The organism is Rhodopirellula sp. JB055 (assembly GCF_043100905.1).
Classification (GTDB): Bacteria; Planctomycetota; Planctomycetia; order Pirellulales; family Pirellulaceae; genus Rhodopirellula.
In genome coordinates this window covers 1-14087 of sequence record NZ_JBICHO010000243.1, presented here as the reverse complement: position 1 = coordinate 14087, position 14087 = coordinate 1, and the positions used below count along the sequence as shown (strand labels likewise).

Sequence of the window (14087 nt, the reverse complement as noted above, 5' to 3'; positions counted from 1 at the left end):
TGCATTCCAGCACTATGTAATTCCCACTGATGGCTCGTACTTCGTAGCAGTTGAAGGCAACACAGCCCAATTCCCGAATGACCGGCTGTATGAACTCTGGGTTCACATTGCCCCATTGGCTGATGGTGCGGCGCCGGTCGAAGGATATCACCTCGACCATCCCATTTTTCAAACAACAGATCGTGGAGAGACCGCCGTTGTCGCCGACTCCTTCATCAGCGACGAGTCCGGCTCCTTCTACCTCTATCACGAAACAACTTACGACATCGGTCATCTGCCGGAGCACACTGACATTCGGATCGACACCCGTTCGACGACCTGGACGTTTGCGAATCCGTTTCTCCTTCTTGATCCAATTGCGAATCAAAAGTCTCAGCGATTTGTCGCAACAGCAACGATCACGGACCAACCCGGTACCGGGCTGACTGTCGGCCCATCCAATCGATATCCGGGACACGTCCCGACCTCTCAGCAACGCGCAGACTACATCGTTGAGATTCAGTCGTTTGACGTGACCGCTCCGAAAATCTCGCTGGATATCGAAACTGATTCAGACACTCATTATGTTCGTGCCTCAGCGAGTGACAGTGACGAACTCGGTCGCCAAGGTTCGGGTGTGACACAATTGTCACTGTTTTCGATCCGTGATGGATCGCTCTCGCATCGACAGTCCGGCACAACGGACCGCATCGAACACACAATCTCCTCTGCCCATGCCTCCCATTTCTTTGCAACCGCAACCGACCGTGTCGGAAACCGGTCCATCCTCGACCTGAGCGGTCAAGACCTGGGTCCGATATCGATTGACTCGTCCATCGCGGACAATTCTCTTGTGACATGGCCTTCTCAAATTGTCGTCGGGCCTGGCACCAGCCTCACTTGGTCCGGACAATGGGAGGTGTTGCGCCCCATCATCCGCGACAACCGCCTGCACCACCGCGTGACAACAGGCGAACAAGTGATCGAATTCGAAACCACGTCCGAAGATCAAAACCCCGTCATTCCATACGACGTTGATCGTAGCGGAAGCGTCTCGGCTCTGGATGCACTGATGGTGATCAACCATCTCAACAGCGAACACGCTCCGACTGGAACACGGCTGAGCATTGATGGCTATTACTATGACGTCAATGGTGATACCCGATTCAGCCCACTGGATGCATTGCAAATCATCAACCAGTTGCGATTGGGCCCCACCTCGGGAGAGCCTGAATTCGTTCCAATGGAACAAACCGCTCCTCAGACCTTCATCTGTCGATCCGGACCATTGGACGATTCAAACGACACAATTCATTCGGCGAATGAAGCGGCGTTCCCGCTCCAATCGTTCAACCAAATCATCGATGCGACACCCGCCGTTCCTGCATCGCAAAACTTATGGAAAATCGACACATCATCACGCGGTGAGCCAGGAACATCACTTGATCCAACAACGGTCGATGAAGTCCTCACTTCATCGATCAGCGCTCAACCAAAACATTCGCTTTGAGCAGGTCAGCAAGAATGACTGGGCACGTCCGTGTGAGCCGTTTTGGCGTCAGCCCCGGTTGCACGCGCGAGCAACGTCGCTTACCAAAACAGTCCAAATGTCGAAAGACTCCTGCCGACCTGCTTCAACGCAAGCGTTCGCAGTGTCTCAAGTGCAATCGGCGTTGCATAGTCGGCTTGGTAGCTCAGCCCACAAATCGACCTCAGATCCAGTAATTCAATCAAAGCGAGAGGCGCGCCGGACTGGCACCTCTTCCTGTGAAAACGAGAGCGTCCAATCAAGCCTCAGCTCATTGCGGCCCGTTCCTTTTGACTTGGAGATCGCACCCCACTTAGGTTGCGATAACGAACGAATGAAAAATGTCACAATAGCTCTCCTTCTAGCGATCGCTACGATTGCCTCCGCTTTGCTTGTTCGATCGTATCGTGAAAACCTCTTGTTGAAATCTGAGGCGGCCAAACTAGCGGAAACGATCGAGTCCTACGAATGCTTGGTTGAAAGCCGAAATGAGAACTTGGCTCATTCCCGGCTCGGCACTAGCGTGCTTTGTCGATTGGCTTTGTCCGGAACCAACAACGACGTGTTCAATTTTCTTGACATGACACCGGTGGGATCGCTGAATTGCAAGGCGATTGATTTGGCGGAATCGCCAGAAACAAAACTGCTCTGGTATACTCAAATGCCGGAATATGAAGAGGGCAAACCGATTTCTTTTAAAAAAACCAGAGCTCTCAGAGAAGAAGCCAAATCCGTTTTGTTCATTGTTGATGTCAAATCGTTTTCTATCGTTGACCACGTGATGATCAATGATTTCACTGGGGTATCAGGAGGGGGGAGGGCCTCCAGCCAATATAAAATCAGCTGCAATCTGCCCAATGGAACGCCGGTCGAATACACGGTTTTACCAACCGGGTTTGAACGAAGTCAGTAGTTTTCACGGGACCTTGCCCACTCCCCTCAACCTCGATGTTGGCGAACAACGAAGCAGCAACCCAGGAATGAAGCGGCATCGCTTAGGAATGGCCGAGGCGTTTGCGGCCGTTGACCGTCGAAAGATCGTGCTTGGATCCGTGGCGTTTTCCACGGTCGGCCGCGTCGGGATCATGCTGGTCACGCCCGCTGCCTCGTGACATCACCAACGCAATCCCGCACTCGAGTCTCAGCCAATCCACGGCGGCTTGCTGGACGGCCAGTGTTCGAGCGTGAATCAACGCGGACTGACTGAATGTTTGGTCGTCGGCCATCGCATCGCGAGTTTGTGTCACCTGTTTGGGCATGCCGCGAACGTAGCCTTCCGCGTATGAGGCTCCGCTGCCACGCGAGTGCCCGCCGTATTGCAGATGTGCAGCCGTCGCGATCGTCAGCAACAATTCGCGAAACAGCAGAATGCAATTTTTGACATCGTCGACGGGGCCATAGAACCAAAACAGCGTTCGGTTTTGCTTGCGGCCGTAATACCACTGCACCATCGGAAAGATCTCTTCGGTGACATAGGCGGCAAGAGATTTTTCCCACGCACACGCTCGGCGTCCGTTCACCGGGCAAGCCATCCGCGTGTAGGAAACGCTCTCGATATTGTCGTCTTCGGTGATGTCTTCGCGAGACAAGTTGTGGCGCAACATCAGGCTTTGCATCATTCGCAAGGCGTTGCGTTTCTCGCCTTCTGTGCTGGCGTGGTTGCTGGCCGTTGTGTCGAGAGCCCGCAGACGACGCAGGATCTTTTCAAACTCATTCTGCGTCAGAACCTGCTCGCTGTCCTGCGGGCGTTGAGGCCCGATGGCGGGCAGCGTCGACTCGGACGGGGCACCCGCGAACGTCCAGTGACTGACGACGATGTAGTCACCGTCATCCATGGGGTTCCAAGTGTCATGAATCTCATGGTCGATGAGACAGCAAAAATGGCCACCGCGGCGAGTGTTGTGTTTCTCCAGGTGAACGACGACAATCCCGCGCGGCAAACTCTCGGCGCAAAACGCCTGATCATTCCCTGGGTGCCGTTGCCACTGGTTGGCCCGAAGGTACTCGTCGGCCACGGAACTGCAGACGCCATTGCGAACGGTCTTGTTCGCCGACTTGCCCAGTGCCTGATAGATATCGCGATAGCTCGTGCCAGTCGCGATCGCGATCGCTCGTGTCACGCAGTCGCCCGCCAGGCCAACGAAACCAGCAGACGATCGGCCGCCGTCGTTCCAAATGAATTCCATGGTGTTCCTGCAGAAGCGAGAAGACAGGGAGTGGGCGGTGGACGACACTGCGGCCGACGGTTCAAACCATCGTATCGGCCTTGCGACTCCCTCGCATCAACCGCCAGGCGATCAGAACCACCGCAATCGTGGCAACCATGGTCACTCCCCAGCAAGTCGTGGAGGACGGGGCGAAACCAGCGGAGGAAAGATCCAGCGAGGGATTCAGCAACCGACGCAACTCCAACATGGAATAGCTGAGAGGGTTGAGCTGCATCACGCCCGCGAGCAACCAGCCTCCCCAATCGCCCATCGTTGCCGCACCGGTTTCCACCACCGGCCCAGAGATGCTCCAGGCGGGGATCGGAAAGAACGTCCCAGCCAGCAGCCACATCGGCATCAACCCCAACATCATGATCGCATGAAAGCCCTGGGTGCTTTCCATTGGCCAAGCCACAATCATTCCCAACGCGCACATTGCGATCGCGATGATCGCTAACAGCAACAGCAACCAGGGAAACGTCCAGGCGATCGAAGCCGCACCGACCAAGTAAACCAGCAGCAAGAAGATCAACGCTTGTGCCCAAGCGATTGCGGCACCACCGAGCACCTTGCCCACCAGCACGGGAAAGCGTCCGGCAGGCGAGACCAGCACCGATTGCATGAAGCCTTCTCGACGGTCTTCAATCACCGAGATCGTCGCGAAGATGGCGGTGAACAAGACGATCAAACCAATCGTGCCGGGCAAGAAGAACCGCGAAAAACTCTCGCCGCCCGCGGATTCAAACGAGCCTCGCAGACCGGTACCAAACAACAACCAAAACAGCAGCGGCTGAACAATCGCAGCCGTCACCCGGTTTCGCTGGCGAAAAAACCGTGTCCATTCACGGCGAGCCAACATCCACGCGGCGCCCATGCGAGCGTAGGCGTTCATACCAGAGTCTGTCATCGCGGGAGAACTCATTGGAATTGTTTCCCCGTTCGAGCGACGAAAACATCTTCAAGATTGGGGCGTCCGATGCTGATGGATTGCACAGCCTCACCGAGCACGGCAGAAACCTTGGCGACCATCTCCGGCGCATCGCATGGCACACGAAGCGTCTCGCCGACCGTTTGAGTTTCCAAGTTCAGTTCTCGTTTCAAGGCTGCTTTTGCGTCAGCCAGATCATCCGGCACGATGGTCAGCACGCCGCCGCCCAAGTCTGCTCGCAATCGTGACGGAGCGTCGTCAGCGATCTTCTGGCCCTGGTCCAGCAACACCACTCGGTTGGCCTTGGCCGCCTCTTCCATCAAGTGAGTCGTCAGCAGCACGGCCACGCCGTCGTTTGCCAACTGCTGCAGTGCGTCCCACAGCGACAAACGTGCGCCTGGATCGAGTCCTGTGCTGGGTTCGTCCAGCAACATGACTCGCGGTTGATGCAGCAAACCTTTGGCGAGCTCGACGCGTCGTTTCAGTCCGCCGGAAAGTGTCTGGCATAAATCGCGACGCCGGTCGGTCAGCGAGAACTGTTCCAACAAAGTGTCGCAGCGATTGGTGAGTTCGCGTCCTGACAGTCCGTACAACGCGCCTTGGCAGCGAAGGTTTTCATCGACCGTCAGCTTGATGTCCAAACTGGGCGACTGAAAAATGATTCCAATGCGGCCCCGAACGGCATCCACCTGTTCGGCAATGTTCAGTCCCGCGAGCGTCACACTGCCGCGTTGGATCGGCAGCAGAGTACTGAGCACACGGAACAATGTCGTTTTGCCACTGCCGTTCTTCCCCAGCACAGCAACGATCTCGCCGGCACGCACCGAGAGATCGATTCCGTCGACAGCGACGTTGTCGCCATAGCGATGATGCAAGTCACGAATGTCGCAAAGGACATCACCCAGCGAAGCCGCGGACTCATGGAGTGCGTCACAGGGACTGGAGGCAGTCGAGGTCGTAGTCATGAATGATTTCTTACAGTGAAGCTCGAAGAGTCATCACCAGAAGCACGGCAGGCAGAACCACCAACGACCAACGCAACATTTTGCGAGCGGTTGTGTCGTTCGGATTCGCACGGAAGTTCAAAGAGGCTCGCAGCAGCGGCCACGACGCTGCGAGGATCAGAGCGGTTGCCACGACGCTGGCGACCGATGCCACCCATTGGCCATCGGGGAACCAAGCCAGGACCACGCCGCAGGTCGCCAACGCCAGGCTGCCCAGAATGCTTTGCCAGGCGGCGTGACGACCAGTGGGTTCCACGGTCGTCGTCATACAAAAACCGGCTTTCGCGTACTGCGTTCGGTACAACCAAGCAATCGCCATGAAGTGCGGGTACTGCCAGCATGCCAGGACACCGAACAACATCCATCCAGGCAGCTCAGTCAGCGTGCCGCCCGCCGCGGTGTAGCCGATGAACACCGGCAGAGCACCCGCGATTGCGCCAACCGTGGTGTTCCAAGCGGTGCGTGTTTTCATCGGGGTGTAGACCAACACATAAATCAGCCAAGTCGCGATACCAACGCACGCGGGAATCATTCCATTGCCCAGCCACAGGATGGATCCTCCGGCGATTCCACTGGCGATGGTCAAACCAAGCGCGACGCCGTAGCTCATGCGTCCGCCGGGAACCGGACGGTTCGCCGTGCGAGGCATGTTGCGATCGATTTTACATTCCCAAACTTGATTGGCCGCGCCCGCACTGCCGGCGATCAACGCGGTTCCGATCATCAGCCAAAACCAATCGACCAACGTCAGTGTGGCGCTGCCAGCGATCAACGCCGAGGCAACCGTGGTGACCAAGATCATCGTCACGATTCGCGGCTTGGTCAGCTCGATGACATCCGCCATCACGCCACGTTGGGCGCGGGTCGCAGCCGGTTTCGCTTCCGTAGCGGCCTCGGAGTCATCTCGGTTGAGCTCGGAGTCATCTCGGTTGAGGTCGGATTCAGGCACGGGAATTTCGTCATTCAACGTGCGGGCTCGATCAGTCGAGGGACGCGGGCGGGAATCGGCTTTCATCCGCGGCGAAGGTTCCAGCACAGCGGTCGCACCGCTCGCCAGCGAACGAACGCGAGGGAGCGATCCCGTATTCTGAAGGGCCCCGTCATCGAGGGACAAACCGCTCCCGGTGACAATCTCGAGCGTTTCGCGGCAATCAGATGCCATGATCGTTCCGGATTCAAGATGAGACAGAAAAGGATAAAACGCGGCGACGGCGTAACAACCGAACCAGCAGCAACGACGAAACGGCCAAAATCAGCGAACCCGTCGCGACGTGGCCGGTGACGATCCACGCATCCAAGACGTTCTTGCTGTGCAAGAGGTACGAGTCAGACGCCGAAAGCGTAGCCAGCATCTGTGGGTAGCCGTAGTTGACGATCCAGGTCGCGAACCCCAAGCCGATTTGAATGGCCACCAAGCATATCAAGGCACCCGCAGGACGCGACAGCGTCAAATCGCCGCACCGACGGATTCGCCAGTACGCCAGAGCCGTTGACAGCCACAAATCGAACGCGATCGTGAAGTGTGTTTTGACAATGAGAGCGAATCCGACTGGGCTGAAACCCGGCAAAGCGTGCCGCATCATCGCCCCCAGGACCAATTGCATGTACGCCAGCACCAACAACGCGATCGGCCAAAACGCAGATGGCGTCCGCTCCGAAGTTCCCTCGGCAGATTGTCGCACCGAAGCGGCCAACCAAGTTCGGCCAGTCACACAGGCTGCGATCACACACAGCACGAAGAAGACAGGGCCAACGCACCCGTGAATCATCGCCAACGTCCGCGCACTCAACGTCACGCGCAAACCACCCAGAACGCCCTGACCGATCACAGCCGCGAGCACCAGCACCGACAACCCCACAGCCCAGCGACGCCTCTCCGTCTTGATGGAGGCAATGACCAACCCGATCGCGATGAATCCAACCAACGCCGCCAACAATCGGTGCCCGTGCTCGATGAACAAATCGAACGGCCCGAGCAACCAAGTCGAAATCGGGTAAAGCAGCAGGTTGTACCCGTACGTTCCCGGCCAGTCAGGAACGGACATCCCCGCATCGTAGGTCGTCACCAACCCACCCACCCAGATCAACGGCCAGGTCAAGCAAACCATCACGCGAGTCAGAAGGAGTGGCCAATTTGGCACCGACCGTTCGGCCGCGCCAGGGCATTCGGCCGCCCCAGGCGACTCCACCGTTTTCGCGGAACCGTCCCGCTTCGATTCGGAGTCAGGTTCAGAAGTGTTTTCAGTCTCAGCAGATTGGCTCATTGCTGACCTCTGCGATCAAAAATCTGTTCTCCCACGATTCCACCCAGCACGCATCCTCCCGCGCCAAACAAGGCTCCGGGCACGATGCCAGACATGCTAAACAGGTACATGATTCCGATTCCTAGCACCAAACCCACGATCGCGCCGATGGTTCGATAATTGTCGCGACTCATGAGGAAACACCTGTTTTTTCGGCGGCAGCGGAGTTTTCGTCGTCCACCACACGCACCGACGGTTTGGGTGTGGGCCGGACCAACGACTGAACGTAATGAACCAAGTCCCAGACGTCTCCAGGGGAGAGCCCCATGCCCCCGGCGGACGATTCGTTCAGTTCGATTCCCGGCATTGGCGTTCCCGCGATTCCGTGGTGAATCCGGCGAAAAAGGGTCTCAGGATCGTCGCCGCCTCGCAACACCCCACCAGCCAGTCGGCGGGGCTCGATCGTTCGTGGTGGCAACGCCCCGGCTTTTCGAAATGGTTTGACTGCGTCGGCATCGGTCGGCGTGATCCCGATCCGACTCGTGAATTCCTTGGTCCAATCATCCAGATCGTTCGGAGGCATCCCGCCTCGCCCCTCGGGACCATGACACCCAGCACAATTCGCGATTGGACCACTGAACAACTTGGCACCCCGCGCGATCGAGGCATGCAGTTCATCGGCGGCATGCGGGATTGGTTCCGGCGGCACCGGAGAAACCAGCGGCTGAACCCATTCACTCGCCACCTCCTGCAAAATCTCATCGACGGCCGATTCACCCTCGGTCGGTTCGGCTTGTTCATCCTCGGCAGTGGACACACGCAAACGCAGTTCATCCGGCGGCGGTGTGTCTTCATACCCAAGTTCATCGATCGCCAGGGCCAACAGTTGCCGCTCGACTTCACCGCGAATCGAGAGATAAATCAGGTAGTCAATCAACGATTCGCGGTCGCTCAGCGTCACTGTCGCGAACGATGGCATGGGGGTCCCAGGAATGCCATTTTCCAGCAAACGACGCAAGTCATCGCGAGTCGGTTTGGCATCCCGCTGGGTCGATTTCCACTTGAACACGCCAGCCCGAAAATCGCGTGGGTAGGGCCATTGGTACATCGATGCAGGACCAGTGCCGCTGCCGGATACACCGTGGCAGATCACACAGTGCTCGGTGTACAGCCCGCGGTGCACGTTCTCGGCGTCGCTTTCGACGGCCCCGGAGGCTTGTTGCAGTCGCTCCAGAGAAACCAATTCACGTTGGTCGGCCCCCAGTCGATCCGCTGGCCAAGCGGGTTCTTCCGGAGTCCCGAAGAGTTCGGCCAGCACCAATTCGACATCCTCCAAGGCCGCTTCGGTGGGCAGATCCCGTGAACGCTCGAGCACCATCGCATGAACATGATTGGATTCAAACTCCATCTCGCCATCATTGCAGCCAACCGCGACAGGAAAGCAGCACGCAGCGGTCAGCAACCAAAGACGTGAATGAGGCCCAAACAACGAAGAAATCCTTGCACTTGAAAACAAAGCGAACCCCCAAATCGGAACACATTTCCCCCAAGTAGCCAACCGGATAAAAAGACGCAGGAATAACGGGGTGCGGCAATCCGGGTACTTGCCTGATCCTCTGCAGCGCGAATGGGCCTTCGCGTGCTCGAAGTTCTGAGCTTGTGACGTGTCATGCAAATCGTAATAATCGGCGAGACCGGCATCGTGCAAACAGGAGGTTGCAAATGAAGGTTTCGATCGAAACTCAGGCTGTGAAAGCTCTCGCCCAGTGGAAAACGATTTTCGCTGACGAGGTGACGGAACAGGCAAAGCAGATTGCAGCGAAGAGTGATTCCACGAATTGCGTGACGCTCTCGCACTATCAACAGGCTGCCCCGATTGCCATGCAGTCTCTCATGTTGGCGATTGCCAGGGACCAGACTGCCCATGCCGACCGAAAAGCCGCCTAGTCGAACGCCACATCCGAACAAAGATATCATCTCGGATGACCAGGATTTTTGGTCAAGGCAGTTTCTCAAGCACATTGAACTCAACCTCCTCGATGTGATCGCTGGGCTTTCGCGCAATGCCACCCAGGAAGAGTACCAAGCTGCGACGCTACAAGCTGTGATTGAAACGCTGCAGGACTCGGGGATGGCGTTGATTGAATTTCCTTCTTTGGCTGCCAAGGCGATCGCCAAGATCCAGGATCAACCACCATCAACAAATGTGACGCAGTGGACACCTGCGATGAACGCTCGTCGAATGGATCTGATCGACCGTCAAATCCAGGAAACGATCACGGTTCCGGAGCAGATTGAACTGGCGCGACTGACGGAGGCGATGCGGACGGTGATCGATTCAGAGAAAAGCCAGCCGATGGAAGGAATGAAGGCCTTGCACGCAAAGCTTCTGTCGATTCGGGACGAAGAGCCAGGGCATTGATTTTTGATTACCCCGATCCTCGCCCCCATCGCCGCCACCATCCAGGCGGTTATAGACGCTATGAATCCTATCGGCCTTGGCTTCGCGACGACTTCTGTTTCCGATGTGTCTATTGCTTGAAACGAGAGACTTGGGGAACGACTACCGGGGAGTTTGACCTTGATCATTTCTCACCTCAGTCGGTGTCTACCAACCGCACGCTCGACTATCTGAATCTTGTCTACTCCTGCCACCGCTGCAATTTGGTCAAGTCAGGGCACTCAATTGATGATCCGCTGGTGTACCTAACCAACCGAACGGTCGTCTCTCATCTCGACGGAGCTATCACTGGCACTGATCCAGAAACGCGGAAACTGATCCTGCAACTCGACCTTGATTCTCCGGTGATGAGAAAGTGGCGTCATCAATGGATTCGCATCGTGCGGCTTGCTAGAGATCACGACGAGGAGTTGCTGGAGCAATTGACACGTTTCCCAGACAATCTCCCAAACCTTGCACGACGACCGCCCACCAACGACGCTCCAGACGGAATTCCTCGGAGTTGGCATGCTCGACGGGAACGAGGCGAACTACCAAGGTCGTACTGAGATGGGCATCAGATCAGTGAGCAGCCCAAACAGCTTTCTCGTCCCCGCCTCAGAACAGCCGAGAGCCATGACTCCTGCAACAGACGCCGGGCTTCGCTGGGAAGCCAACAAGCATCAACCCAGGCGGCCGCGCCAGGTGACTTGGCGGCCTCGGAGGTGATTCCAGAATGCCCACCACTGAATCAATAAGAAACTGACGATCGCAATCGGGTGCAGGACCGCTCCCGTGATGCTCTGCCCCAGCCGGATCGCGGCAATCATTCGAGGCACGTAGCTCACCAAAATCGCGATCAAGCTGACCAGGATCCCAATCACCACGGACGTCGTGATTGGCAAGCCGTCCGCGATCAAGCTCGATCGTTTTGCCAAGGCCATCACCAACGTGATCCACGGCAACAGATTGGCTCCGCCCAACAGAATCGTGAACGGGATCAACAACCGAGAATTCGCGATGCCTTCGTTTGCATTCTTAAGCAGCCCCTGCACCACCTCACCAGCCGACGTGTACATCCGGCACACCGCCCACCGCGAACCATCCACGCAATCGGTCAGCATCCCGTTTTCGCGAAAGGCCTTGGGCAATTTCAGCCCATCGTGGCGACTCGATCGAATCGCAGCGTGAGTCCCAGCGGCTTGGTAAGAAGCTTGCGCGGTGAAAAACAGTTGCCCACATCCCGACGCGTAGGCAGGATGAGCGCTGCCTCGCATGCGAGCGAACGGCAAGTACGAAAGCAAGATGAAGTGCATCATCGGGATCAGCAACTTCTCCGACAACGTGCCCGTTTCTTGTCGAGGGAAGGCGCTGAGCAAACCGATTTCTCCACCATCCTGCTCGACTGAAAAACGATGCCACAGATGAATGATTGCAATCGGATTCAAACGCACGTCCGCATCCAAGAACAACAGGTGCTCGTGCTTGGCATGCTGAGCCAACCGGTAACATGCGTGCTGCTTGCCATTCCAACCCTCTGGAAGCTCGATGCCCTCCATCAATTTCACCCGTGAATCACGCTCAGCGATCCCACGAACGATGGCACCCGTTTGATCCGTCGATCCATCGTCCAGCACAACGACTTCCAGGTCGACTTGCACGGCTTGCAAAACCGATTCCAAGCAAGCCGCGATCGAGCCCTCTTCGTTTCTCGCTGGGATCAACACCGACACCCGAGGTGGATCGGCGTTGTTCGATTCAGATGGGTCACAGTGACTGGCTGATTCACCGTCCATGAACAGTGGCAAATTGGACACGAACATGCCCGCCGCCAGCGCCGCCAAAGCCAACGAGACAAACGGCAGGATCGCGATAAGGAACCATTCCATCCAAGCGATCATTGAAACTGATTCCCGTGACTGGCCTGAAACGATTGACCGGTCATCCACGATTTCAACCGCCGCGCCGCGTCATACATCCCCGACGCTCCACGTTTGCCTTGCAGCAGACTTTGAAACGGTTCGCTTGATCGCTGGATGCACAATTCCGCGAGTCGCGATTGGCTGGTTCGAAGACGTCGCGTCAGCTCGTCCGACCAACGAGATTTATCCCAGGCGCTGACGCTGGGAATCGAGACCAGATCGCCGAAGCGGAACAAAACCAGCGGCAAACGCTCGTCCCAAAAAACGTATTCCATCGCCAACGGCACGACCCAGCCACAGTCCAGTTTCGAGCACACGTGAGCCAAACCGGGCATCAGTTCCGCATCGTGATAGCGGATGTCAGCATAGCGGCCTTCGGGCGTGAGCAAAAACGCACTGTGTTCGCGTTGAAACAGAGTGGCGGTGGTTTTCAAACACTGAGCCGCACCACGATTGGAATCAGATTGCACACCGAAGAAGCCCAACTTTTCGAAGACCTTGTATTGCTGAAGTGCTTCCGCATCGATCGGCGCATAAAACTGCCTGGGGGCGAACAATTGCTCGTTGATAGCATGCGCCAACAGCGGGTCCCACCACGACGCGTGATTGCTGTACACGATCAACGGAAGGCTGCCGTCTTCCAACGGTGAGGCCTGCGCGCCGTCCGGATTCGCTTCGGCCAACGAATGAAACTGCGTCTGCAGTTCCGTTTCGCGAGCGTACGCGATCGCGTGAAAATTGCGACGCAAATAAGAATGCAGGAACCGATGAAATCCGTTTTGAAACCAGTCCGCAGGTTTCGCAATGACGTCGGAGTCTGCCGTCACGCGAGTGTTCCATTGCTGACGTCTTGGTCGAGCGAATCGGCCGCGATCCAGCCGCTCATCAGCACCATTGGCATGCCAGGTCCGGGATGAGCTGCTCCGCCGGCCAGATACAACCCACGAAGATCCTTGCGGCGATTGCCCGGCTTGAAGGCACCGGTGAACTTGCCGTGGCTGGCCAAGCCGTAGATCGCGCCGTTAAGAACCCGGTATCGATTGTGGATGCCTTCGGGTGTCAGCGAATCTTCTGTGACGATCGCATCACGAATGCCTTCCATCCCTGCCGTTCGCTCCAGTTTGTCCAGGATGACATCGCGGTAACCCGGCAGCATCGATTTCCAGTCATGACCGGGCCGCAGGTAAGGCGTGTGCACCAGGATGTAGAGGGCTTCGCAACCATCGGGTGCCACTTCGGGTTCGCTGATCGCAGGAGCGCAAACGTAGGCGGTTGGATCAGGCGCCGGTTGCCCCTTTTGGTAAATGGAATCGAACTCTTCTTCGGGGTCTTTGGAAAACACAAAGTTGTGATGCAGCAGTTGTTCGTATCGCCGATTCAATCCCAGGTACAGCACCACGCCACTGCAAGCGGCTTCGTAGCGATTGGACTTTTCAAACTTGGTTGACTCCGGTGTACCGCTGAGCAATTCGCGGTAGGTTCGAATCGCATCGCAGTTGCTGACGACGGCGTCACAAGCAATCGTTTCGCCGCCCGCTGTGGTCACGCCGCTGACCGATCCGCCTCCGGTTTCGATCCGTAGGATGTCGGTTCCGGTTCGGATGTCGACGCCGAGTTCTCCGGCGAGTTTCGACAGGGCTTCGGGAACCGCTCGTGTGCCGCCGATCGGGTACCAGATGCCTTCTTTGGTTTGCATGTGCGCGATGCCACACAGCACAGCCGGCGACGCGTAAGGCGAGGAGCCGACGTACTGAGTGAAGTGATCCATCATCTGCGACACACGATATTCCGGAACGTGTGACCGAACGATGGAAGCAACACTACGTCCCATTTTCA

General features: G+C 56.9%; 15 protein-coding genes. 5 read left to right on the top strand and 10 right to left on the bottom strand.

Annotated elements, in window-relative coordinates; all coding sequences use genetic code 11:
* Together ACF8AM_RS10125 and ACF8AM_RS10120 are read left to right on the top strand one after the other, a co-directional pair.
* A partial coding sequence (locus ACF8AM_RS10125) for a dockerin type I domain-containing protein (RefSeq protein ID WP_392555523.1) occupies positions 1-1489 on the top strand: 1489 nt, incomplete at its 5' end.
* Between the two features lie 352 nt (positions 1490-1841).
* A complete protein-coding gene (locus ACF8AM_RS10120; RefSeq protein ID WP_392555522.1) occupies positions 1842-2420 on the top strand; it encodes a hypothetical protein in 579 nt (192 codons plus the stop codon).
* Positions 2421-2502: 82 nt separating this feature from the next.
* On the opposite strand, the gene ACF8AM_RS10115 is transcribed toward ACF8AM_RS10120, so the two are convergent.
* From ACF8AM_RS10115 to ACF8AM_RS10085, 7 genes are all read right to left on the bottom strand, one after another.
* Positions 2503-3693, bottom strand: coding sequence for a DUF2786 domain-containing protein (locus ACF8AM_RS10115; protein ID WP_392555521.1), 1191 nt, complete (start codon positions 3691-3693; stop codon positions 2503-2505).
* 61 nt (positions 3694-3754) lie between these two features.
* Positions 3755-4621, bottom strand: coding sequence for an ABC transporter permease (locus ACF8AM_RS10110; protein ID WP_392555526.1), 867 nt, complete (start codon positions 4619-4621; stop codon positions 3755-3757).
* A gap of 11 nt (positions 4622-4632) precedes the next feature.
* Positions 4633-5607 carry an ABC transporter ATP-binding protein gene (locus tag ACF8AM_RS10105; RefSeq protein ID WP_392555520.1) on the bottom strand — a complete coding sequence of 325 codons (975 nt, stop codon included), beginning with the start codon at positions 5605-5607 and terminating at the stop codon, positions 4633-4635.
* A gap of 10 nt (positions 5608-5617) precedes the next feature.
* Positions 5618-6808 (bottom strand): heme o synthase, encoded by a 1191-nt coding sequence (gene cyoE, locus ACF8AM_RS10100; protein WP_392555519.1) that lies wholly within the window; start codon positions 6806-6808, stop codon positions 5618-5620.
* A gap of 13 nt (positions 6809-6821) precedes the next feature.
* Positions 6822-7754 carry a heme A synthase gene (locus ACF8AM_RS10095; protein WP_392555525.1) on the bottom strand — a complete coding sequence of 311 codons (933 nt, stop codon included), beginning with the start codon at positions 7752-7754 and terminating at the stop codon, positions 6822-6824.
* A gap of 152 nt (positions 7755-7906) precedes the next feature.
* Positions 7907-8083 carry a hypothetical protein gene (locus tag ACF8AM_RS10090; protein ID WP_392555518.1) on the bottom strand — a complete coding sequence of 59 codons (177 nt, stop codon included), beginning with the start codon at positions 8081-8083 and terminating at the stop codon, positions 7907-7909.
* Entirely contained in the window at positions 8080-9297 is a 1218-nt protein-coding gene (locus ACF8AM_RS10085) for a c-type cytochrome (RefSeq protein WP_392555524.1), read from the bottom strand. Before ACF8AM_RS10085 ends, ACF8AM_RS10090 begins: the two co-directional genes overlap by 4 nt.
* Before the next feature lie 314 nt (positions 9298-9611).
* Here ACF8AM_RS10085 and ACF8AM_RS10080 point away from each other — a divergent pair, with 314 nt between their 5' ends.
* From ACF8AM_RS10080 to ACF8AM_RS10070, 3 genes are read left to right on the top strand one after another with little or no spacing between them, the layout of a single operon-like run.
* Positions 9612-9836, top strand: coding sequence for a hypothetical protein (locus ACF8AM_RS10080; RefSeq protein ID WP_392555517.1), 225 nt, complete (start codon positions 9612-9614; stop codon positions 9834-9836).
* Positions 9814-10311 (top strand): hypothetical protein, encoded by a 498-nt coding sequence (locus ACF8AM_RS10075; RefSeq protein WP_392555516.1) that lies wholly within the window; start codon positions 9814-9816, stop codon positions 10309-10311. The genes ACF8AM_RS10080 and ACF8AM_RS10075 overlap by 23 nt, the downstream gene beginning before the upstream one ends.
* Positions 10308-10898, top strand: coding sequence for an HNH endonuclease (locus ACF8AM_RS10070; protein WP_392555515.1), 591 nt, complete (start codon positions 10308-10310; stop codon positions 10896-10898). Before ACF8AM_RS10075 ends, ACF8AM_RS10070 begins: the two co-directional genes overlap by 4 nt.
* A gap of 114 nt (positions 10899-11012) precedes the next feature.
* Here ACF8AM_RS10070 and ACF8AM_RS10065 read toward each other — a convergent pair whose 3' ends face one another.
* The 3 genes from ACF8AM_RS10065 to ACF8AM_RS10055 all read right to left on the bottom strand — a co-directional run.
* Positions 11013-12230, bottom strand: a complete 1218-nt coding sequence (locus ACF8AM_RS10065; protein ID WP_392555514.1) for a glycosyltransferase family 2 protein — start codon at positions 12228-12230, stop codon at positions 11013-11015.
* Entirely contained in the window at positions 12227-13078 is an 852-nt protein-coding gene (locus ACF8AM_RS10060) for a lysophospholipid acyltransferase family protein (protein ID WP_392555513.1), read from the bottom strand. Before ACF8AM_RS10060 ends, ACF8AM_RS10065 begins: the two co-directional genes overlap by 4 nt.
* On the bottom strand, positions 13075-14087 hold a 1013-nt coding region (locus ACF8AM_RS10055; RefSeq protein WP_392555512.1), incomplete at its 5' end, for a phytoene desaturase family protein. The genes ACF8AM_RS10055 and ACF8AM_RS10060, both read right to left, overlap by 4 nt.

What these genes read in the sequence shown, in the direction of transcription:
- ACF8AM_RS10120 (WP_392555522.1), top strand. Translation starts at nt 1,842, where the DNA reads ATGAAAAATGTCACAATAGCTCTCCTTCTAGCGATCGCTACGATTGCC.
- ACF8AM_RS10115 (WP_392555521.1), bottom strand. Translation starts at nt 3,693, where the DNA reads ATGGAATTCATTTGGAACGACGGCGGCCGATCGTCTGCTGGTTTCGTT.
- ACF8AM_RS10110 (WP_392555526.1), bottom strand. Translation starts at nt 4,621, where the DNA reads ATGACAGACTCTGGTATGAACGCCTACGCTCGCATGGGCGCCGCGTGG.
- ACF8AM_RS10105 (WP_392555520.1), bottom strand. Translation starts at nt 5,607, where the DNA reads ATGACTACGACCTCGACTGCCTCCAGTCCCTGTGACGCACTCCATGAG.
- cyoE (WP_392555519.1), bottom strand. Translation starts at nt 6,808, where the DNA reads ATGGCATCTGATTGCCGCGAAACGCTCGAGATTGTCACCGGGAGCGGT.
- ACF8AM_RS10095 (WP_392555525.1), bottom strand. Translation starts at nt 7,754, where the DNA reads ATGGTTTGCTTGACCTGGCCGTTGATCTGGGTGGGTGGGTTGGTGACG.
- ACF8AM_RS10090 (WP_392555518.1), bottom strand. Translation starts at nt 8,083, where the DNA reads ATGAGTCGCGACAATTATCGAACCATCGGCGCGATCGTGGGTTTGGTG.
- ACF8AM_RS10085 (WP_392555524.1), bottom strand. Translation starts at nt 9,297, where the DNA reads ATGGAGTTTGAATCCAATCATGTTCATGCGATGGTGCTCGAGCGTTCA.
- ACF8AM_RS10080 (WP_392555517.1), top strand. Translation starts at nt 9,612, where the DNA reads ATGAAGGTTTCGATCGAAACTCAGGCTGTGAAAGCTCTCGCCCAGTGG.
- ACF8AM_RS10075 (WP_392555516.1), top strand. Translation starts at nt 9,814, where the DNA reads ATGCCGACCGAAAAGCCGCCTAGTCGAACGCCACATCCGAACAAAGAT.
- ACF8AM_RS10065 (WP_392555514.1), bottom strand. Translation starts at nt 12,230, where the DNA reads ATGATCGCTTGGATGGAATGGTTCCTTATCGCGATCCTGCCGTTTGTC.